General features: G+C 66.1%; 17 protein-coding genes and 2 pseudogenes. 5 read left to right on the top strand and 14 right to left on the bottom strand.

What is annotated here, in order from left to right:
* Positions 1 to 9 precede the first annotated feature (9 nt).
* The 5 genes from G6N46_RS28945 to G6N46_RS17660 all read left to right on the top strand — a co-directional run bounded on the left by G6N46_RS28945 (position 10) and on the right by G6N46_RS17660 (position 6,466).
* Positions 10 to 1,575: a PPE domain-containing protein gene (locus G6N46_RS28945; protein ID WP_064858590.1), complete on the top strand. Its 1,566-nt coding sequence runs from the start codon at positions 10 to 12 to the stop codon at positions 1,573 to 1,575.
* The gene (locus tag G6N46_RS17645; protein ID WP_020099970.1) at positions 1,572 to 1,910 is read left to right on the top strand and encodes a YbaB/EbfC family nucleoid-associated protein; all 339 of its coding nucleotides are present in this window, start codon (positions 1,572 to 1,574) and stop codon (positions 1,908 to 1,910) included. Before G6N46_RS28945 ends, G6N46_RS17645 begins: the two co-directional genes overlap by 4 nt.
* Positions 1,911 to 1,920: 10 nt before the next feature.
* Complete coding sequence (locus G6N46_RS17650; RefSeq protein WP_064858591.1) at positions 1,921 to 3,105, top strand: DUF7373 family lipoprotein; 1,185 nt, start codon at positions 1,921 to 1,923, stop codon at positions 3,103 to 3,105.
* Between the two features lie 138 nt (positions 3,106 to 3,243).
* Positions 3,244 to 4,437, top strand: coding sequence for a DUF7373 family lipoprotein (locus G6N46_RS17655; protein ID WP_064858592.1), 1,194 nt, complete (start codon positions 3,244 to 3,246; stop codon positions 4,435 to 4,437).
* A gap of 10 nt (positions 4,438 to 4,447) precedes the next feature.
* A complete protein-coding gene (locus G6N46_RS17660; protein ID WP_061000557.1) occupies positions 4,448 to 6,466 on the top strand; it encodes a serine/threonine-protein kinase in 2,019 nt (672 codons plus the stop codon).
* A gap of 1 nt (position 6,467) precedes the next feature.
* Here the strand turns inward: G6N46_RS17660 and G6N46_RS17665 are convergent, their stop codons facing one another.
* From G6N46_RS17665 to G6N46_RS17730, 14 genes and pseudogenes are all read right to left on the bottom strand, one after another.
* Positions 6,468 to 6,989 (bottom strand): sensor domain-containing protein, encoded by a 522-nt coding sequence (locus G6N46_RS17665; protein ID WP_163692851.1) that lies wholly within the window; start codon positions 6,987 to 6,989, stop codon positions 6,468 to 6,470.
* 126 nt (positions 6,990 to 7,115) lie between these two features.
* Positions 7,116 to 7,889 carry an ExeA family protein gene (locus G6N46_RS17670; RefSeq protein WP_226522213.1) on the bottom strand — a complete coding sequence of 258 codons (774 nt, stop codon included), beginning with the start codon at positions 7,887 to 7,889 and terminating at the stop codon, positions 7,116 to 7,118.
* 38 nt (positions 7,890 to 7,927) lie between these two features.
* A pseudogene (locus G6N46_RS17675) lies at positions 7,928 to 9,389 on the bottom strand (DDE-type integrase/transposase/recombinase).
* A gap of 66 nt (positions 9,390 to 9,455) precedes the next feature.
* Positions 9,456 to 10,096, bottom strand: a pseudogene (locus G6N46_RS17680) (helix-turn-helix domain-containing protein).
* A 149-nt stretch (positions 10,097 to 10,245) separates the two neighbouring features.
* The gene (locus tag G6N46_RS17685) at positions 10,246 to 10,518 is read right to left on the bottom strand and encodes a hypothetical protein (RefSeq protein ID WP_138247558.1); all 273 of its coding nucleotides are present in this window, start codon (positions 10,516 to 10,518) and stop codon (positions 10,246 to 10,248) included.
* Positions 10,519 to 10,530: 12 nt separating this feature from the next.
* The gene (locus G6N46_RS17690; protein WP_163693174.1) at positions 10,531 to 13,578 is read right to left on the bottom strand and encodes an ATP-binding cassette domain-containing protein; all 3,048 of its coding nucleotides are present in this window, start codon (positions 13,576 to 13,578) and stop codon (positions 10,531 to 10,533) included.
* Positions 13,579 to 13,633: 55 nt separating this feature from the next.
* Positions 13,634 to 15,112 (bottom strand): neutral zinc metallopeptidase, encoded by a 1,479-nt coding sequence (locus tag G6N46_RS17695; RefSeq protein ID WP_064858595.1) that lies wholly within the window; start codon positions 15,110 to 15,112, stop codon positions 13,634 to 13,636.
* 101 nt (positions 15,113 to 15,213) lie between these two features.
* Positions 15,214 to 16,275, bottom strand: a complete 1,062-nt coding sequence (locus G6N46_RS17700; RefSeq protein ID WP_064858596.1) for a hypothetical protein — start codon at positions 16,273 to 16,275, stop codon at positions 15,214 to 15,216.
* Between the two features lie 100 nt (positions 16,276 to 16,375).
* The gene (gene eccD / locus G6N46_RS17705) at positions 16,376 to 17,920 is read right to left on the bottom strand and encodes a type VII secretion integral membrane protein EccD (protein ID WP_082762262.1); all 1,545 of its coding nucleotides are present in this window, start codon (positions 17,918 to 17,920) and stop codon (positions 16,376 to 16,378) included.
* On the bottom strand, positions 17,917 to 19,314 hold the full coding sequence (locus G6N46_RS17710; protein WP_061000004.1) for a MinD/ParA family ATP-binding protein: 1,398 nt from the start codon (positions 19,312 to 19,314) through the stop codon (positions 17,917 to 17,919). The genes eccD and G6N46_RS17710 overlap by 4 nt, the downstream gene beginning before the upstream one ends.
* Before the next feature lie 105 nt (positions 19,315 to 19,419).
* Positions 19,420 to 19,704, bottom strand: a complete 285-nt coding sequence (locus tag G6N46_RS17715; RefSeq protein WP_061000005.1) for a WXG100 family type VII secretion target — start codon at positions 19,702 to 19,704, stop codon at positions 19,420 to 19,422.
* A 47-nt stretch (positions 19,705 to 19,751) separates the two neighbouring features.
* The gene (locus G6N46_RS17720) at positions 19,752 to 20,057 is read right to left on the bottom strand and encodes a WXG100 family type VII secretion target (RefSeq protein ID WP_061000007.1); all 306 of its coding nucleotides are present in this window, start codon (positions 20,055 to 20,057) and stop codon (positions 19,752 to 19,754) included.
* 96 nt (positions 20,058 to 20,153) lie between these two features.
* On the bottom strand, positions 20,154 to 21,458 hold the full coding sequence (locus G6N46_RS17725; RefSeq protein ID WP_061000067.1) for a PPE family protein: 1,305 nt from the start codon (positions 21,456 to 21,458) through the stop codon (positions 20,154 to 20,156).
* Between the two features lie 72 nt (positions 21,459 to 21,530).
* A complete protein-coding gene (locus G6N46_RS17730) occupies positions 21,531 to 21,827 on the bottom strand; it encodes a PE family protein (RefSeq protein ID WP_061000009.1) in 297 nt (98 codons plus the stop codon).
* Between the last annotated feature and the right edge of the window lie 73 nt (positions 21,828 to 21,900).

A 21,900-nucleotide genomic window follows, 5' to 3' on the forward strand; every position in this document is an offset into this window, starting at 1 on the left:
AGCAAGTAGATGGCTGGAAAACTGAAAGTCTCCTCGGAGACGCTGAACGCAAAGGCCGCTGAAGTCGACGTGGACCTGCCGACTTTGCCGCCGGCGCCCAAAGCGCCATGTGAGTTGGCAATCGCGCAAGAGGCCACCGGTTTCCTCATGAACAACCTGCAGCAGCTCGACGCTGCACTCAAGGCTGGGCGAGCTCAGAATCGGCGACTGGCCGCCTGCCTGCGGGCGGCTGCCGCGGCCTACGACGCCGCCGACGCGGCCGGGAAATCCGGCATCGACGCCACCAAGCTGGGCGCCGGCGGGGGTGCACCGATCACCCCCAACCTGCCGCCGGCTCCGGCCCCCGCTGACCCGGTCGGCAGCTTGCCCTGGATGCTCGAATCGCTTGGCGGAGCCGAATCGCATCCCAGTAATCCCGGCATGGACTGGGAGGTGGCCGCCAAGGAGATCAACGGCGGCGACCAAGGGGCCTCGATGATCGAGTTCGGCGCGAAAATGACCGCAGTGGCAGCGAAACTGGCCGAACTGAACAGCAAGTTCAATATGTCCGGCGTCGAGTGGGAAGGCGACGCCGCCGAAGCCGCAGAAAATGCGCTCAAGGATTATTCGACCTGGTTGACGGCGATGACCGCGGCAGCAAACAACCTGGCCGTCCAGGCCATCGAACTATCCACGATCCATGGCGGCAGGCGACCTGAGCACCCCAGCATGCAGGACGTGGCGGACTACGAGAACGCCAGCGTGCTCGCGACGGTGGGTCAGGCGGCATACGACTTCTTCACCGGCCACGCGACCAAGCAGCAGGAATCCGACACTGTGCGGGCCAGGTACGCCCAACAGGCGACCATTCGTTCTCTCGTCACACCGCCACCACCCAACTTCGGGTCGACCGCGTGGCCCGCCGTAAAGCCTGGGGATGTGGCGAAGAAAGACGGCAATGGCACGGGCACGCCCCAAGCGCCTGGCGGGGGCAGCCCGTCCGGCGGCGGCGGTGGGACGCCGAGCGGTGGAGCGCCGTCGATGCCGGAATCGCCGAGCGTCAGCCCAGCCAGCGCCGGTGCCCAGAAGCCCGAGGGCGGCGGATCACCTTCTGGCGGTTCACCTTCCGGCGGCGGCTCACCGTCAGGCGGATCCGGACAGGGTTCACCGAGCGGCGGGATGCCCGGCGGCTTGGGCGGCGACAAGCCCGAGATGCCGAGCCTGCCCGACGGCCCGAGCGTGAGCCCGGCCTCCGCCGGCGGCGGCGCGGGCGGGGGATCCGGCGGCGGTGGCGGTGGACTGGGCGGCCAGCCCATGCAGCCGGCGGCCGTCGCACCCGCGTTGGGTTCAGCCGGCGGTGCGGCAGCAGGCGGCGCGAGCCAGGCTGCGGGTCGTCCCCCTGTCGGCGGCGGTATGGGCGGCGGCATGGGCGGCATGGGCCACGGCGCCGGCGGCCGCGAAGGCGGCAAGGAGAAGAAGCGCAACGCGAATCTTTCTCCCGACGAGGTCCTGTACAAGGAGGACCGCGCGTTCACGGACGGCGTCATCGGGCACCGGCGCCGCACCAAGATCGATGACAAGAAGGACAACAAATGATCGAGATGCATCCCGAGGTCGCTGCGGTTCTCCAGCAGGCCCAGCGCCTGCAGTCGGTCATGGACGAGCAGCTCGCCAAGATGAACACCGAGTCGTTCACCGCGACCGACGAAGCCAAGACCGTCGAGGTCACCCTCAACGGGCACCACTGGCTGACGGATCTGTTCATCGAGGACGGCCTGCTCCGCCTCGGCGCGGACACCGTGGAAGCCCGGATCAACGAGGCCCTGGGTAACGCGACCGCGAAGGCCACCGAGTCCATTGACGCCGACCGGGCCCGTCTCAACGAGCTGGTCGCCGAGATCACGGCCAGTAATCCGCCCGCGCAGCCGTAGCGGTCACTGGATGACGACCGCCAAACTGGCCGCGGCGACTGCGGCCGTTGCACTGCTGGCCGGCTGCACGACGGTGACGACCGGCGATGCGACAAAAGATCCGTCGTTCAAACCGGGTGACGCCATTGTCAGCCTGCTGAACCCGGGCAACTACCCGACGGCACCGAAGCCAGGGCCTGCGATGAAACCGGGAGCCGAGAGCGGCCGGATCATCGACGGCGAACGCATGGGCGAGTACGTCGTTGGGCCGTGGGAGGTTGATCCGCAGCTGCTGCACGTCGGCTTCATTTCGACCGGCTTGTTGTTCAGTGTCGTATCGCTCCTGTCGCCAGAGCTAGACCAACTGGCCCAACAGCATCACTTGATCTACGGATTCGGCTCTGGCCGCCACACGGACGCCAACGCCGACCACCTCCGCAAACTACAGAACACCGTTTTGCGCTTTCCAAATCCCGACGAAGCGGCTGCCGCAGCATCTGATCTCTACACCCAGCACCCGGGCATCCACGACCCCTCAACGAAACCCAACATTCCGGTACCTGGGCACCCGGAGTCGCGGATGCTCCAAACCACCATGCCGGACGGGACGTACGCCACTTCGATCATTTCGCCGCATGGCCCATATGTCTTGATCCAAAGCGGCATGGCACAGGAAAGCGCCGACGTCTCCCTGCAATTGGCCCTCAAAGCGCTCGATATGCAGGCGCCCAGGATCGATGACTTCAAGCCAACTGATCCCAGCCAGTTCGCGACCATGCAGACCGATCCTGAAGGATTGCTCACGCGGACGGTGCCCACCAAGGAACACAAGGGAAATCAAGGCTTGTGGGGGCCACGTGGCCTGCTTCATTTTGATGACGACCCGGTCCAAACCGCAGCGGCGTTGACGGCGGCCGGCGTAGACGTCATCTCGGTGCGCGGCGCCTACCTCTATCGAGCCAAGGACGCCGCGGCTGCGACGCAGCTGGCTCAGAAGTTGGCCCAGCCTGGCGGCAAAAACCCCAGTGAACCGGGCCCCGTCGTACCCGGCCTGCCCTCGGCCAAGTGCCGGGCGATCAATTATGCCGACGTGAAGGCGCTCGTCTACGACTGCGTCACGTCGTTCGACCGATGGGTGTATACGACGTCCTCGTTGCAGCCATTCGACGCCACACAACGAATGGCATCCCAATACCTGCTGCTGACTGCGAAATAGCGCCACCTCGGTTCAACGCGCTCCGACCACCGAGCCACGGCGACTGAGGCACTCAAACACTCGAATGCGTACAGTTCGCGGAGAGTAACTGCGCACTGCCTCGGCGTTGCGCAGTCCGGGGAGACGATGGGGAGCGTCATGAAGATCGCCAGGTTGACCGCAGCGACTGCCGCAGTGTCAGTGCTGGCGGGCTGCACAACGGTGACGACGGGTGACGCGGCCAAAGACCCGTCATTCAAGTCAGGCGACGCCATCGTGAGCCTCCTCAATCCCGGAAACTATCCGACGGCACCCAAGCCCGGGCCCGCGATGAAACCAGGCGCCGAATCTGGACGCCTCATCGATGCCGAACGGCTCGGCGAATTCGTCGTCGGACCGTGGGAAGTGGATCCCACCCTGATCAGCATCGGGGTGAACGTGACGGGCCTGTTTCTCGATGCCGACCGTCTGAACAGCGTCGAACCCGGTCCCATGAAGCAGATCGCGAAAGATCATCAACTGATCAATGGGTTCGGTTCCGGTCGCGGAACCAACCGCGGCGCGGATCACGACAACCAATTGGTGATTCTGGTGCTGCGCTTCCCAACTGCTGACTTGGCCAACGATGCCGCCCGCCAATTCTCAGAGCAGGCGCCGGTCATCGATCGGGCCGCACCCAATCAACCGATACCAATTCCCGGACACCCGGAAGCGCTCGCTCATGAGTCCACAACAGCAGACCGTAGTTTCACGGTCAGTGCGTATACGCCGCACGGGCCATACGTGCTCTATCAATACGCGTTGAGTGACGTAAACGTCGACACCGCAACACAGTTCGTTGCCAAGGCGTTGGACCTGCAGACTTCGCGCATCGACAAGTTCCAGCCAACCGATCCAGCACAGTTCGCCACCATGCAGACCGATCCTGAAGGCCTGCTCAGCCGGACGGTTCCCACGAAGGAACACACGGGCAATCAGGGCCTATGGGGGCCGCGCGGCATACTTCATTTCAGTGACGACCCACTGCAAACGGGTACCGACCTGACGGCAGCCGGCGTAGACGTCGTTTCGGTACGCGGCACCCACATCTACCGTGCCAAGGACGCCGCGGCCGCGACGCAGCTCGCGCAGAAGTTCGCCGAGCCCGACGCTAAGAATCCCACCGAACCGGGCCCCGCCGTAGCCGGTCTCCCCTCCGCGAAGTGCCAGGCAACCGACGCCGCCGAGATAAAGGCGCGGGTCTACTCCTGCGCTGCAGCACTGGACCGGTGGGTCTATACCGCAGCATCGTTGCAACCATTCGACGCCACCCAGCGGATGGCCTCCCAATATCTGCTGCTGACTGCGAAATAATCGGACGACAATGACCTCGACCTTCAATCCCGGCGACATCGTGGCCGGCTACACCATCGAATCCGTCCTCGGTGTCGGCGGCATGGGTGTGGTCTATAAGGCCAAGAACCCCCAGCTGCCTCGCAGCGATGCCCTGAAGGTTCTCACCACCTCCATTCAAGGGGACGGCCAGTTCCGTGAGCGCTTCCTCCGCGAAGCCAACGTCGCCGCCACCCTCGACCACCCCAACATCGTCGCGGTCTACTCGCGCGGCGAAACCGAGGCGGGCCAGCTGTGGATCGCCATGCAATACGTCGCGGGCACCGACGCCGACCAGGAAGTCCGGTCCGGGCGAATGTCACCCGCGCGGGCGGCCCGCATCATCACCGAAGTTGCCAAGGCTCTCGACTACGCACACCGCCGCGGCATCATGCACCGCGACGTCAAGCCCGCCAATTTCCTGCTGGCCAATCCAGAGGATCCCGGCGATGACGAACGGGTCTTCCTGGCGGACTTCGGAATTGCTCGTGCATTCGACGATGCCGCGCACCTGACCACCGATGGTTCGGTCATGGCGTCCATCGCCTACGCCCCGCCCGAAGCACTGAGCGGGCAGCACGTCGATTCTCGAGCAGATGTCTATTCGCTGGCCTGCAGCTTCTTCGTGCTGCTCACCGGCCGGACGCCGTACGGTGGTCTGCCCGGCGGCATAGCCGCGATCGCCGCGGCACACGTGACAGGAGAGATACCGCGTGTCACTGACCGCGTGCCCCACCTGCCGTGGGCACTGAACGAAGTGATCGCCCGGGGGATGGCAAAAGATCCCAACGCTCGATTCCAGACCGCGCGCGAATTCGCCGCCGCGGCCACGGCCGCCATTGCGAACACCGGGCCCGCGCCACAGCCACCCGGCCAACTGCCACCTCCGGGACCGCAATCATGGCCGCCGCATCAGCCGACGCCGCCCAGCGGCGTGCTGACATATCCGAGCGGGCAGTTCAGCGGTCCCTACCCACCCGGACCACCACGCGGCCCGATGCCTCGCCAGATGGCGGCACCCCATTCTCCAGCCCCGCAACAGAAGAGTTCGCGCAAACGTCGACTGGTCATCGGCGCCGCGGCAGCTGCCGTGGTCACCGTCATCGTGGTCGTCGCCTCGATACTGCTCATCGGCAAGCCCGGTGCCCCGGCTTACACCGCGCAGTCGTTCACCCACGCCCACGGCAGCACCGAAATCACCAAGGCACCAACAGCTGTCGCCGCCCTTGGCCCCGGCGACGCCGATGCAGTGCTGTCTCTCGGCCTACAACCGGTGGCCATCGCCGGCGCAGGCACGTCCCTGCCTTCGTGGTTGCAGTCCAAGATCACCGGGAACCCGTCGGTCAAGGACACCGTCGGTTTCATCGACACCAGCGCCATCCAGGCCGCCAAACCCGACGTCATCATCGCGACCGGCGAGATCGACGACGCGACCTACCAGCGCCTCGCTGCTATCGCCCCGACCGTGACTCAGCCGAAAGACACCAGCCGGGCATGGAACTGGCAGACCCAGCTCAAATGGGTTGGCAAGATTCTCGGCCGCGACAAGGACGCCGACAACCTCATCGATCAGGTGTCGTCCCAGCAGACCGACCTGAAGAATCAGAATCCGCGAGCCGCAGGGAAGAGCGTCCAGGTGATCCACGTGTCGGACGACGGCGTCAGCCAGACGCTGACACCATCCAACGCGGCGGACTATCTCAGTTCGCTCGGTTTGAACTACGACGCCGAATTGCGTCGCAAGTCAGGCGACAGTAGTTCAACCCGGTCGATGCCAGACCTTGGGAAATTGTTCTTGATTCACAGCGAAGTGCTGGTCGTCGTGCGCACCGACAAAGCGGCCGGCAACGGTGGGGCAGCAGGGCTTCCTTACCAATTGGCCGCCTACCGCGGATCGATGATCATCGTGGATGACCCTAATAGTGTTGCAGCACTTGCCGATCCCGGTGGTTACCTGGCTACTGAGTATCTCAACGCCAACTTTGTTCCGCTGATGAGCGTCATCCGCTGAGTCACAGGCCTGCCGCAATCTTCGCCACCAGGTCGCGCCCCTTGTTCCCGACGTTCGGAGCACACACCCGCACATCGATGATCACGTTCCTTCGTGCACCCAATGAGTGCTGACAAGGAACTCGGGTGCCATCGCCGGCCATGCCCGACACCGGAACGCTCGCAACGGAATCGACCGATTCAACTTTCTCCAGCGCATACGTGAGGGGCACCTGACCGCCCGTGACCGTCGCCTGCTGGTTCTGGCATGACCGCCAGTGTCGGGCGGTCCTGTCACGAAAGTCCGCCGCCTCCGCATCTGTGGGAAACGCGGCAACCACCTGCACGACTTGAGCATGTTGATCACCGTGGAGCAGCTGCCCCGCGAAACCTGTTCGGCCGTAGTACCCAATAGTGTCGAGAGCCGGCATGACAGCTTCGAGGCACCGAATAGGTTCCACCCTCAGCTTGGTATCCGGCTTCCTGAAGATCGCCTCCGGCGTCATGGTGTTGGCCGTCGTTGAAGATGACGATGTCGGCGTCATCGGTGTTGATGACGATGCACTGATGAGAACGCCCCGCTCGACTGTGGCGAGCGGGGCGTTTGTGATCTCGGTGACGGGATCCTCGTCGCGGTGACGTGGTCGTCGCCGTGGTGAAGCGGATCGGGTTCAGTCGGTTGCTGTTTCGCTGATGGCGATGCGGGCGGCTTTCTCCCCGACGATGGAGTGCCCGGCGGCGAACGCGGCCGTGAGCGCGTGCAGGGCGAGATTGTTGACCGCACGCGGATGTCCACGGGAGGCGTTGTGGATCAGGGTCATCGCGTCGTCGGCGAACAGCGCATCGGAGCGGCCGGCGATCTTGGTGTGATGCCCGATGTAGTCGGCGGTGTCGGCCGCTGTCATGCCGGGCAGGGTGTAGCGCACGGCGATGCGCTGATCCAACGCGGCCAGAACACCCAGACGCAGTCGGTGCCGCAGGGTGGGTTGCCCGACCAGGACCACGGCGAACGGTGAACCACTGTCCATGTCGTGGTTGGTCAGCAGCCGGATCGCTTCGAGTTGATGGTTGTCGAGCAGGTGGGCTTCATCGACGACTAACACGGGGTTGCGGCCACGTTCAGCGTGCTCGGCGGCCAAGGCGTCTGCGGCTTGGGGAGCCAGCCGGGCGGTGTGAAACGCCGGGGTGTGCCCGAGGGTGGCCACGATGTGGGTGAGCATGCCGCGCACCCCGATGGTGGGGTTGGCGAGGTAGATGATTACGTGCCGCGCCGGATCCAAGGAGGTGGCTGCCGCGCGGATCGCGACGGTTTTGCCAGCGCCGACTTCGCCGGTGATGACGCCGATGGCGCATTGGTCCACACACCAGCCGATGCGGGCGATCGCTTCGCTGTGGCCGGGGTGGCGGTGCAGCATCGACGGCGCCAGATCCCGCCCGAACGGCATCCGTGTGAAGCCCCAATGTGATTGCAACCGTTGAATACTCACGCCGACACCCCGTCCTCGAACTCGTCCTCGGTGGGAGCGAGGTCGGTGATCGAGAGCTGAGCGGCGACCTGGTCGCCGTCGGAGTCGGTTCCGTAGAGGGCGTGATAGCCGATACGTTCATCCTCACGCAGCTGCTCGTGATGGGCGGCAGCGGTCAACGCCAGGTAATCGATCCCCGTCGTTGCCGGCGGGGTCTCGACGGTCTCGGGTCGGGCTTTCGGGTGGGCATGGCGGCTGATGGTGTGCGGTGTCGCGGCACCGAAACTCTGGTCGCGGTGGCGGACCTCGACGGTCTGCAGGTCGAACGGGGAGAACACCAGCTCCACGCGGCGCCCGGCCAGGGCGGGTCGACCTGGTAGGTGTTGGAATGCAGGGAGACGGTGGCGGTCTTGGTCACCACCCGAAATTCCGACCACAAGAACGCCTCGGTCAGATCCGCCGCCGTCGGCAACTCCGGAGTGTGACCAAGGCGGTCCCAGCCGGTGTCCCAGCGCTCCAGTGGGGATTGCCCGGTCTCGGTATGGGTGCGGCGGTGGTATTCGGTCTCGACCCAGGCCATGAACAGCCGGTTGAGCTCCAACAGCGCACCGGTGTGGTCGACCCCGGCGGCGGCGAGGTCCTCGGTGGTGGTGTCGGTGACCTCAACGAGGAACTGCCCACGCACGGTGCGGAAGAACCGTTCAATCTTGCCCCGTCCCTGCGGGCGCCCGGGCGCCGAATGTACCAGTCGGATACCGAGTTTCGCGCACGCCCGCAGCAGCCAGGCATCGACGAACGCCGAACCATTGTCGACATAAATCGAGGCTGGCACGCCGCGGGCGGCCAGCGCGGGTTTGAGCGCGGCCGCCAGACGCACGGTGTCCTCGGCGAACCCGAACCGGTGACCGACCACCAACCGAGAATGGTCGTCGAGGAAGGCGAACAGGTAGGTCTTGCGGTCACCGACCCGCGGACCGTGCAGAGCGTCGCCGACCCACAGTTCGTTGGGGTCGGCGGCTTCGAACCGGCCGAACACCTCCCTGGCGCCACCGGCGGCGGGCCCATCAGCTCGCAGCGATGGAAATGGCGCAGCAGGGTCGATTCCGAGGGCGCCCAGCCGGTGGCGGTGCGCAGGATGCGGGCCACCTGGGCGGTGGTGCGTGACGGATTCTCCCGCTTCAACGAGGCGGCCAGCTCCAGCACCCCGACGTCGGTGCGGGTGGCCAGCCGGCGCGGCTCGGGCACCAGGGCTTCGAACCCGCCGGCCCGGTAACGCCGGATCCAGCGGTCCAGGGTCGGTCGTGCGATCTGCACCCGGGTGCCGAACGGGTCGACATGGGTGCGCTGCGCGATCTCGCGGACCAGTCGGCCACGCTGTTTGGTCGACAACCCGGCCTCCAGGGCGGGGCAGATCAGCTGATACCGGAACAAGCCGATCGCCTGGACCCGCTCGCGACGCTTGTGTTCTTCCAACGACACCGTTTCTCCTCACACATTCGATGGCCCGACCCGAAACCATTTGTCGGGCAGGTGCCTTCGCGAGGATCACCGATTCCCACGTGGCGCATCAGGGGCAACTGGTGTTGCGAACGGCGTCTGCCGCGTCGTCGGCCAGCCCGGTGCTAGCAGTTGGCCGCCGCTGACCGCGACCATCACCTGTACCGGCGTCACCGCGCCCACCAACCCGGCCGGCCCGAACCGCTGCCCGATCGCCACCGCCGCGGCATCGACCGCGGCCACCACCTCACCCCAGCCGCAGCCTTGCCCTCGGGGATCGTCACGTCGATCCCGATGAGCACCGCCATCTGAATGAACCACGCCCGGATCGCCTCCAGTCGGCCGCCGGCCCGGCGCAGCCAGCCCCGCACCGTGGTCGCCGGCACGTTGAGTCGAGCAGCGATCCGGCGATGCCCAACCCCCTGTGCGCGAGCAGCCAATGCCATCCAAATCTGTTCGGCTGCATACGCTCTGCGCAGCAGCACCGTGACCGGCAACAACACGTGCGTCACCAGACACGATCGGCATCGCGCCCGCCGTGGCCGAACCGCACCGGCCAGACCCACCACGCGGCGACTGCGGGCGAATCCCCAACCACCCAGCACGCCCTGTGAGCACGCCGGGCATCTGATCAGCCCCGCCGCCAACCGGGACTCGACGCAGACCAGATCAGCCTCTACCGTCACCATCGGTGCCTCCGTGCACTACAGCGCGGCACCCTGCGAGCCCGCCAAGACTTCAGCGGGGTGCCGCGCGACCCATCAGTTCCTCATCACACTGATGGTGCACACGACCAAGATCAAGCCGGCGGGCCACGCCACCGATCACATCGGCAAGATCAATGACGAATGGCCACCCCGTGATAGCCATCCAGAGAGACGGTCAACATCATGGCGACGCCCACCAGATCGCTGATCTCAGAGGGAGAGCCCAACAACTTCGGCAGGCCGGCATCATCAACAGGTTTGGCGACAGCTGACGTCGACGTCGTCGGAGAAGCGACAGCCGTGGCTGTCGTGGCCGTGCCCGAGACCTTCCGGTCGGTGACCGAACAACCCGCCGCCACGACGACCACCGCTCCGATGAGCATTCCAGTACGCCTGGGGTTCATCTGGTCCTTCCGTCAGCTGACTTTGTCAGCGATCTGCTTGGCCAGGTCCGTGGCCTGAGCGCCGCCACCCGAACTGCACGCCAATACGTCGATCACCACATCAACCTTGGTCGTCAGCACGTGCTGACAACTGCGTCCCGGCTCGGTGAACACCGCAGTGAGTGTGCCCGCGCCGGACGTGACCGCACCGACCGCCAGTTGCCGCGGCGGCTGGCCGTCGGCCGTGAACGTGACGGCCGTGTTCGCGCAGCCGGGCCACGTCGCCGCGGCCGGAATCCGCTCTGCCGCTTGAGGTGCCGGGTAGCCTACGGTGTACGCCACCATCCACACATTCGGATCCGCCGGATTGTGCAGTTCCATTCCCGACATTCCCGTGAATCCGGGCGCGAAGGTCCCGGAGCTGCCCGCGTCCGCGACACCGGCACACGGCGGGGGAGTGGCCGTACCACCCCGTGGAGTTTCCGCGGTGACGATGGTCGCGTTCGCCATCGGCGGCGACTGCATGACGGCGCTCACCGCTTTTCCGTCAGGGAGCAGGTTCGCCAGATCGATGCGGTGGGTGGGGACCGCCGCCTTGGGCGGTGCCGCGGGTGCCGTCGGCTGCGTCGGCCGGTTTCCGGAGTCGCGGGTCAGGTAGGTCATGCCGGCCACAAATCCTGCCGCAAGCACTACGGCGACCGCGATCATCGCAGCTTTCGGGGGACCCGCTTTCGTGCCGCCCGGCAGCCGAAGTCGTCGGTACACCACGAAACCGGCAACCGCGCCCAGCAGCAACAGGACACCGATATCCAGCGCCCACCAGCGCAATTCGTGGTGCCACAGCTGGTCGTCGACGGACATCAGCGGAGCAATCTTGAGCAGGTCGACCACGCTCGCCGACGCCGCGAATCCCCATCGCCCTGGCAGGAACCACGACGCCTGGTCCAGGCCGACGCGTCCCGTCACGGGGATCATGCCGCCGGAGAACACGATCGACAGCATGATGACGACGACGAGCATCGGCAGGATCTGCTCGCTGGACCGCGCCAGCGAGGACAGCAGCAGGCCCAGGATCGCCGAAACAATTGCTGCCACAGTCAGACTCACGTAGAAGTCCAGGGTCGCGCTGCCCAGCAACAATGCGCCTTGCGTGGGCGCGCCCTTGCCGATCACCACGATCGCCACGACGATCGCAGTCTGAATCGCGGTGAACGCGCTGTACACAACGATTTTGGCGGAAAGGTACGCGGCGGCCGACAGCCCGACCGCCTGCTCCCTGCGGAAGATGGTGCGCTCGCCAACCAGATCACGGATCGTCAGTGCGGTTCCCATGAACACTGCCGCGATATTCGCGACGATGAGCAACTGGTTCGGCTCGTTGGGGGAGTGGCCCACAGTCGCCACCCCGAATCCGGTGTCCCCCGGCACAATCAGCGACATCGCCCCCAGGATGAACGGCAGCAGCAACAAGAAGCTGGTGTAGATCCGATCGGCGAAGATCAGCTGCAACTGCCGGCGCGCGACGGTAAGCATCTGGCGACCGGTGCTGGTGCGCGCCGGTGCGCCGAGCGGGCCGGCAGGTTCCGGCGGTGCCGGCGGTTGGTTGGCAGCGGGGTTGTTCTGCAGGAAGACGGCATGCGCCGCATCGGGATTGGCCGATACCCAGGCGAAGATGTCCGCCCAGTCCTGCGTTCCCATCGCCGATCCGACCGCTTGCGGCGGTCCCGCGTAGACGGTCTTGCCGCCGGGCGCCAGGAGCAGCACCTGGTCACACATGTTCAGGTAAGTGAGGGAGTGCGTCACCACCAGCACCGTGCGCCCGGCATCGGCCAGCCGCCGCAACATCTGCATGACCTGGCGGTCCAGCGCCGGGTCCAAACCGGAAGTGGGCTCGTCGAGGATCAAAAGCGAAGGGCCGGTAAGTAGTTCGAGCGCCACCGATGCGCGCTTGCGCTGCCCGCCCGACAGCTTGTCCACGCGCTTGTCGCGGTGCTGGGTGAGTTCCAACTCGGCGAGCACCCGTTCCACCACCGCGCTTCGATCGTCCTTGCTCGTATCCGGCGGCAACCGAAGTTCGGCGGCATAGTTCAGCGCCTGGCTGACCGTCAGTTGGCGGTGTACAACGTCGTCCTGCGGCACCATGCCGATCCGCGACCGGAGCGACGCATAGTGCGCGTGCACGTCGTGTCCGTCGAAGGTGACCTGCCCGGACGTCGGTTTGGTGACACCGCCGAGCAGCCTGATCAACGTCGACTTGCCCGCGCCCGACGGTCCGATCACCGCCGTGAGGGTGCCGGGCCGGGCGTCGAACGAGACGTTGGTGAGCAGTTGGTGGCCGTCGATGGCGAGTCCGACCTGGCGTACCTCGATGCCACCGGTCGCGACTGCCTGCCGCGACTGGACCGCGGTACCGCCGGTGAACACCAGATCCGTGTTGCCGACGGTGATGACGTCACCGGGACGCAGGGTGACGGCCTCGACCCGGTGCCCGTTGACGAAAGTGCCATTGCCCGAACCGTTGTCGTACAACTGCGTTCCGGTCGGGGCGGGCACCAGGTAGGCGTGAATTCGGGAGGCCAGCGAATCTTCGACCTTGATGGTCGCAGTCGAGTGTCGCCCGATGGTGACGGCCCCAGGGGGCGGACCCGACGAGCGTTGTGGCGCGGGGGCGGGCTGGCGCGGCGGTGGAGGCGGCGACTGCCGCTGAACCGGCCGTGGCGGCAATGGAGGAGCCGGCTGCGAAGGACGCGGGGCCGCCGTCTGTGGCGGCGGCTGCCGGTACTTGGCGACCGGGATGACCTGTGTGGCGGTCCGGAAATGCAACTGCGGTCCGTCCGGAGCACCGACAGCCAGGACGAGGTCGTCACTGATGACAGCCGACGGCACACGCGTCCGGTTGGCGAAGATTCCGTTGCGGGACTTGTCGATTGCCACCCACTGACCGACTCCGGGATCCACCCGGATGATCAGATGCAACCGGGACACCACGTGCTTGGCGCCGGGGCCGGCGTCAGGGATCCTGACGTCCGAGGCCTCGCCACGACCGACGGTGACCTCCTTGCCGGGCGGGAAGGTGAACATTGCGCCGCCGAGCGTCACGATGAGCGGCGGGACGGAGCTCACGAATGCACTCTCCTCACTGGTAGCGCTTGTAGCAGCCCTCGTCGTCGGTGGACAGCCCGGCCCGGAACGCCGCGATCCGGGTGAACGCGGCCGGAACACCCTGTCCGTCGACGGCCGTGGCGACGTAGCCGTTGGTGAGCAGCCCGGCGACGGCCTTGTCCAAGTCGCCGGCGGTCAGCTGCAGGCTGGCCCCACTGGGCAGGTCGTGCGGCTTGGCCATCTGACGCTGGGCCTGTGCGGTCAAGCAGGCCGTGCGTAAGGCGGCCGTCGGGTCGTCTAGCTTCACCCCGCGCTGGCTCTCGAGCGCCATCATGTACCGCGACACCACAATCGAGAACGCCGTGTTGTCACCCTGAATGAGACTCTTCTCGGCCATGTCCGCCGGCGTGCCGATCTGCGCAAGTGCCGGCAGATTCACGGAGATCGTGTTCGTCGACGGACAGTACGAAGCAGGTGAATCACCCTGGGAGATATCACATTTCGCTGCACCGTACGTCAACTTCGGCGGCTGCTTCGGCGAGTAGATCACCCCGAGCAACTCAACCAGGGTGCCGATCGTGTCCTTGTCGACGGGGAGGTCGGCCGACCGGTGCTCGTCGTCCATCGGCTCATCTTCGAGCTCCATCGGCAGGCCCTTGCGGCGCTGCTTGATGTCGTTCAGATCGATGGCCGCGCACGCCTGCGGTCCGACCGTGAAGCCCTGCTGGAACGCGCTCACGCGGTCCAGCGCCGTGCCGTGTCCGTCGGTGAGCATGTCGTCGTCGTGCGGTCCCAGCGTTGGATCTCGGACGGTGATCAGCCCGGCGAGCACATGGTTGAGGCCGTCGCCGGTGCTCATCATGAACCGCTTGGAATCACCCGCCGCGACGTAGTGCAGATACGCGCCGGCGAAGCAGTCGGCCTGCTGTTCACGGACGATGACAGGTGTACTACGAGTCACCAGTTTCGCCATGTACTGGATCGCGTGGCCGTATTCATGCCCGATCAGCCCCGCGACGGAGACGTCACCGAAGTACTTGCGCCCCGTCGGGACCATGATGCCGCGGTCCCAGGCCATCAGCTTCTCGCTCGGGCAGTAGAAGGCGTTCACCAGACCGGCGGTGTCCTCGTCACACGCTTCCGGACTGTTCCGATCGCGGGCGTCGTACGACAGGAACTTCTCGATGGGCTTGAACGAACCCTTCAAACCCGACGCGCTGAAGTCGTGTTGCCAGTACTCGGCGATGTCATTGATCGCCTGCAACGCCAGTCGGTCGACGTCGCTGTTGTTGGTGTTCTGCACCTTGCCGACCGCGGCCGGTGCGTTGTCCCGCAACCCGCTCGGCCCGTCCTTGGCCGGGAGGTCGGCGACATGGAAGGGGTCGTTGACCGGCGACACCGCGGTACCGGTGACGGTCGGCGCGCAGCCGGCCAGCATCGCCACCGCGCACAGCGCCACCGAACGTCGCAGCGCCGTTCCGCTTCTCACCCGCAATCCGAAATCGCCTGTCATCGTGCCCCCTGACGTTCGGTTCAGACTATGGCCTGCCGGCAGCTTCAGAACAGCGAACGGCGCACCCCGATTTCAGGGTGCACCGTTCATCGGTCGGGCTGTCAGAACTGACCGGTAGCGATCTTCTGAATACCCTTGTGGACCTGAATTCCGATGTAGCCCAGCACAACTGCGATGACACCGTTGATCACCACAGCCAGGATCAGCATTGCCGTGAGGCTACCGCTGACGTAGGGGCTGCTGCTGACACCCGCCAGGCCGATGATGCCGAACAACAGACCCAGCAGGCTGGCCACCGCGCCCACACCGCAGATCCCGTAGGCCACGAACTGCGCAGCCAGCTTCGTGCCCAAGGCCAGGAAGCAGTAGGCCAATCCGAGCCAGATCACGCTTGCGATGAGCGAACCGATCCCGCCGAACAGGCTCAGGAACAACCCGATGAGCACCGCTCCGCCGTAGCCGAGGTAGACGAACTGGTTGGAGCCCTGGGGGTTGTTCCGCATGTTCTGGAACCACGGCTGTTGGATCAGCTCGCCGCGGACACCGCGCGTCATCAACCGGAAGATGAACGAATCACCCTTCGTGAGCAGCGACTTCGCCATGTCGACGGGCGTTTGCTGCGGACCCGCCGGTCCGCCGAACTGCTGCCCGCCCGGACCGGGGTATCCACCCGGCTGGGGTGAGCCGAAGCCAGGCTGGGCACCACCCGGACCGAAGCCTGGCGGCGGCACCGACGCACCGAAACCCGGGGCACCGAAGCCAGGGGCGCCGTAGGTCGGCGCGCCGAACCCCGGCGGGGGCGGCGGCACGGGCGCACCCGCCGGATTCCACGACTGCTCGGGCTGCGGTGGCACCGGCGCTGCGGGCTGACCGAACTGCGGCTGCGGAGCCGGCGGCTGATAGCCGGGCTGCGGCGGCTGCCACTGCGGAGCAGCGGGCGGCACCTGCTGGCCATAGGGATTCGGCGCGGCGGGAGGCTGCGGCGGCTGCCACTGTGGGGTCGCGACGGTCGGCGGAACGACCTGCGTCTGGTCGCCCGCCTCCGGAGCGGCTGCGGCCGTCGGCTGCAACGCCGACCGGTCGACGAACTGGGTCTTCTCCTCGAGATCACCAGCCGCCGGTGGCTGCTCACTCACCGAGCCGGCCTCGTGATTTTCGGACATATCGTGGTCTCCCTAAAAATTGACTACTCAAGACACCGTACGGGCGCCGACAGCGCAATCGCGCAGCGGTGTCACACGCGCTGCGCGCCGCACGAACCCGTCAGAACCGGATGTTCCGGATGCTGTCGTAAACGCCGGCGATCCACAGCAGCAACGGAATCACCGCGGCAATCGCCGCACCGTCGGTCAGCTCCAGGATCCGCTTGGTCACCGGTGACACACGGCCGACACCGTCGGTCGCGCCGACCGTGATCAGCGCGACGACCGCGAGCCCCACATACAGCACGATCGCCAGCCAGGCGCTATCAGCGTCCCAAGAGACCAACTTGATCATCACGCCGGTCGGGATGGACACCGTTGCAGCCAGCAGTGCCCAGCCGCACCACCGCTCGGCATACAGTCGCGACCGGAAGCCGCACACAACTGTCACCAGTCCCGCGACGATCAGCGAGTGCACGAAGAAGTGTCCCTGCACCACGATCGCGATGGCACCGTAGGTCAGCACCGTGACACCTGCGCTCAGGAAGCCGATCAGCAGCTGCCGCGCGAGCGTGCTGCGTTCGGTCAGCCGCGCCGCGGAATCAGGCACCGAGTCGATGATCGCGCGCCATGTCGCCGACTCCTCGTCGGTGACATCACTGTGCGCAGCAACAGGATCCAGGAGTTCCTCGTTCGCGATCACCTCACCCGGCGCGGGAATCGGCGGCAGCGCGATCCGCGCCACCGCGACCGTGAGCTTCGCCGCGTTGGTGATGACGATGAGACCGACGGCGATGGCGCCCGCCGGAACCCACGACGCTCCGCCGTATCCATACGCGATGGCCGCGCCCGTCACCGCGGCCGCGATGACCGCCAGGAAAGCCGCCACCGCGGCGCGTTTCCGCGGCCCGCCGCGGGTTGCCAGTACGACGATCAGGATCACCGCCGCCGCACCCGCGAGCTGGGGCGCACCCATGTCGTTGATCCCGTACGGCAGCGGAACCGCCAGTGCCGCGGCGCCGCCCAACAGCGGCAACGACGCCACGAGAAGACTCTCGGACAGATCGGCGTTGTCGTACCGCCCCTTGGCGATGAAGCTGCCGGCCAATACCAAGGCACCGAGCAGCCCGAGGGCGACCGGCCACCACCAACCGTGGCCGGACTGCGACCACGCCCACAACGATGCCCCGGTCGTCGCGAACGTTGCGACTGGGATAGCAAGTCCGACCAGCTTTTTCAGCGCTTGACCGTCGAACTCAGGAGACTCCTCGAGCACCGCCATGGCGTCGATCACGTCCTCGACCAGCGGCCGGTACCGCTCGGTGCGGCTCACCGACACCAAGGTCAGCAAGGCCCCGTCGACCACGCCGGCGTCATCGAGCGACTCGGTGGACTTCAGCGGCGGTGAGCCCGGGCGCGCGAAAGCCCACACGCCCTGCGCTTTGAAGTCGAATCCGGCCAGTACATCCGCCGGGGTGTCGTCGAGCAGATCGGCAAGGACGTTCACTGTCTCGTCGATATAAGTCTCGATCGCCGTGGACGCCGGGAGGACCAGGTCGGTCATGCGTCGACCGGTCAGGATGGTGACCCGGGTGGTCGACTGCCTTGTCGGACTGTCAGCTGCCGCGGTAGGCGCAGCGGTTGCGGGGCCGGCCGATGCGGTCACCGACGCTCGAGCCTGTCGAAGTCGTCCGACAGCGCCGCGGCGAGCTCGGTGATGCGGCGCTGGTACGTCTTGCCCAGCAGATCGAACTGGATGTCCGAACCGGCGGCGATGTGCTTGTCCCACGGCAGCACGACGACGCGGCCCGCCGGCACATGCCGCTCGAACTGCTGCACCAGGTCGTCGACGTCGATGTTGGTCTTGCCCGGGGTCACGTGATTGATGACCACACATGCCCGGCCCAGCAGGTCCTGATATCCGTTCTGCCGCAACCAGTCCATGGTCACCGCGGCCTGGCGGGCACCGTCGATCGAGGCGCTGGCCACGATCACCAGACCGGATACGGTCGACAGCACGGCACGCGAGGCCTGGTGGAACAAGCCTGCGCCGCAGTCGGCGAGCACCAGGTTGTAGTACTGCGAGACGATCTTGACCGCAGCGGCCCAGTCCTCTTCGTTGAAGTCACGGCGGGCGACGCTGTACTCGGCCGACGACAGCACCTCGAGGTTTGAGGCGTTCATGCTGGTGTAGGCGCGGATGTCGTTGTAGCGAGCAAGTTCCTTGTCGGACAACAGGTCCGAGATGGTCGCGGCCGACTGCCGGCCGGCGCGGTCGGCCAGGTTGCCGCCGTCCGGATCGGCGTCGACAGCCAGGATCCGGTCGCCGCGGACCTTCGCCATGACAGAGCCCAGGGTGACGGTGACGGCCGTCTTGCCGACGCCGCCCTTCAGTCCCAGCACACCGATCTGGTACGAGTCGCGGGCGTTCCGGCGAATCCGGGTGTAGAGGTCCAACTCGTAGAGCTCATCGGGCGACAGGCCCAGGTTGATGCGCGTCAGCAGATAGAGCACGTGGCGCCAGCCGCGCTGCGACGGCATCTTCACCCCGGCCCGCACACCCACGTGGGACAGCGCGTCGATGGCGCGGTGGTCGCCGATGGTGGCGGCCGACGTCTGGTCCGGCATGTGCTGCTCGGTCCACTGCATGTCGGCCTGGGGATGATCCATGGCGTAGTGCTGTGGCGGCGGCTGCATGTGCCGCGGTGGGGGCGGCATCATCATCGGAGCGTGCTGCGGCTGCTCGTACTGCGCGCCGGCCATGGGGGCGCCCTGCGGCGAGCGCATCAGGCCGTTCTGCATGAATTGCGGTGGCGTAGGCGGCATTTGAGTCGTCACTTCAGACGGCCGCGGCGGCGGGACCATGCCCGGCGGCTGCTGCGCTTGCCCAGCAATGGGCAGACCGGACGGCGATTCGGCCCCTGCAGCCGAGGCAGCGGCCGCTGAGGCCGACATCTGCGCGGCGGCAGCAAGGGTCGCATGGTCGACGGTGCGCGTGGCTTCCTCGTTGTCGGCCTGGCCCGGCGAGTTGTTGAAAAGCCGGTCGTAGTCGGCGGACATGAGTACCTCTCGATTGTGTGTTGGTTACCCGGGAACGCACATGAGGTGGGCAGAGTCGACCCTACGCCGACCTGCCCACCTCCTGTGTTGCGTCGCGTGTATCGCCTAGCCGAACATTCCGGTGACGCCGTGCTCGGTCGACTGCATGTTGCCGCCGGCCTCGCTGACGGCATGCCCGAGGCTCTGCAGCGCGTTGTTGAGCTCCATCGCAGTGTTGTCCCAACGCTGCTGGACGGCCTGGTAGGCCTCGGAACCCGAGCCGCCCCAGACGGAAGCCAGCTTCGCCAGCGAGGCCTTGCCCTCGTCCAGCAGGCCGTGCGTCGTGTTCACCGCACCAGCCAAGTCGCCGGCACTTCCTTCGATGCCCGCGAAATTCCAATCCTGTGCCATTTGTCTTCTCCGCTTCTAAATCGTTGTACGTGGTGGTCGATGTCTAACTAGATCTGCATCTGGCTCGACAGCGACGACCCGGCGTCGGAGTCGGCCGCGGTGTACTGCACGCCGGCGGTCTGGATGTTGGCGGAGATGTCAGCCAGCTCCTTGAGCTGCTGCGTCATGGCCTCGTCGAAGCGCGCCAGAGCGGCCTGCGCGGCCATACCCGCTTCCGGGGTCTTCATGTGCGCCGCGAGCTGGCCCGCTACCGCATCGACGTGGGTCTTCACGCCGGTCAGCTCGCCCGCGATGCGATCGAAATTTCCTGCCTCTGAGGCGAGGACTTCGGCATCTGTATTCATGCTCGTCATGCTGGATCACCTTTTCTGTTTCCTGTGTCCTCACCACGGGAATGGCGAGTCCTTGCCGACCCCCCTGGGCCGGAAAGCCTTGTGTGAAACGACAATTCACCAATCGTCGTCATCGTCGTCGAGGTCCTGTACCAGTACCCCAGGTGCTTTGAGGGCCTCCCTCGTCCCTCCGCCCTTCTCTGCTTTACCGCCGGGACCCATTCCGGCCCCCGCCCCGCCGGCACTGCTCACCGGCGCCTTTCCGGCGCCGGAAGCGCCCGCCGCCGCGCCGGTCTCCAACGAAGCGGTCGAGGCACCATCGGGGCCACCGACCAGCGAGGCCATCAGCGGCGTCCGCGGTGCGGAACCGCCCATGCCCGGCAGTGACGCTGCGCGCACCAGCCCCGCGCCCGATGTCGCGCCCGAACCACCCGCCAGCGGATGGTTGGAGAAAGGGCTGGCGCCCATGAGGCCGATCTGCGGCCCGTTGTTCTGACCGAAGCTGCTTCCCAGCTGACTGAAAATCTGTGTCGCCTGCTGCATCGGCTGGCTCAACTGCTGAACCGGCTGCGTGATGAGCTGACCGAGCTGCTGCGGAAGCTGCGCGACCTGCGAACCGACCTGCGACACCACCTGCATCATCATCTGCGAGCCCTGCTGGCCTTTGTCCTGCTGCTCGCTGGCACGCTGCGCCGCCGATTCCACCTTGGACGCCTGCCCCTGGGCACGTTGTCCCGCGAAATTCGCCTGCGCCGCAGCATTGCCCACCATCAACGCCGCATCTTCGATTGCCGACTGGCTGGCCACCTGCGAGATGACCAAATTGCGCGCCACCGCCTCCGAAACCCCCATCGCGGCTCGCGCGACGATGGCCGCTTCCGTTGCCTCGCCGACACCAGGCATCACGATGGGCTTTGGCGGCAGAATGGGTTCGAACAACGTGTTCATCGTGGTCTCGGCCTGATATGTCTCCATCACCGAGCCCGCCAGCGCCCACATTCGCGCGTAGTCCGCCTCGTTGAAGCCGATGGGCACCGTATTGATACCCAGGAAATTCGTGGCCTCGAGGACGCCGTGCGTGACGTGGTTCATCTCGATTTCCGGCAGCTGCGGAGTGGTGGCCAAAGCCAAGCTGTAAGACTCGGCCTGTGCCAACGCCTGCATCGCGCGCTTCTGTGCCTGCATGGCAGTGGTGTGTAGCCAGGTCACCATCGGTGTGGTGGCGGTGACGGCTCGTTCACTGCCCATACCGGACCAGTTCGCGCTCAGCTCCGCCAAGCTGGCGGCGAGCTCCACCGCCTGCGTCTCCAGGGCGACGGCCAACGCTTCCCACCCGGCGGCTGCTTGCAGCATCGGCGCAGGGCCTGCACCGGCCATGAGTCGGCCGGTGTTCATCTCCGGCGGGAATGCTCCATAGAACATCGCCGGCATGGCGGGAAGTGCCACCATAATTAGCTGTCCTCAGGCTCTGTGTGGGCTCGTCGCACGCGGTGGCTAGATCAGGGTCGCTGACGTGGCCACGTCGGTGGCCTCATACATGGCGCCCGCCTCGACGTACGCGGCGCCGGCGCGCGCCAGCTCTTCCTGCGCGAAGGCGTTGATGCCCATGACCTCGACGCCCTCGACGGCGAAGGCCATGGCGGCCTGCATCGACACCTCATCCGCACCGGCCGGAACCAGAGTGCTGGCCTCCGTCATGGTGGCAGTACCGGTCGCAACTCCACGGGCTCCGTTGGCGACAACCTGGGTGCCGACGCCAATTGCGCCCTCTTCGTGCTGCAAAGGCTGCATTTCATTTCTCCTTACCAAATTCAAGATCGCGGTATGGAATTGTGCGAACGGCACAGAAACGAATTGAAGATCC

This window comes from Mycolicibacterium phocaicum (assembly GCF_010731115.1).
In the GTDB taxonomy this organism is placed as follows: domain Bacteria; phylum Actinomycetota; class Actinomycetes; order Mycobacteriales; family Mycobacteriaceae; genus Mycobacterium; species Mycobacterium phocaicum.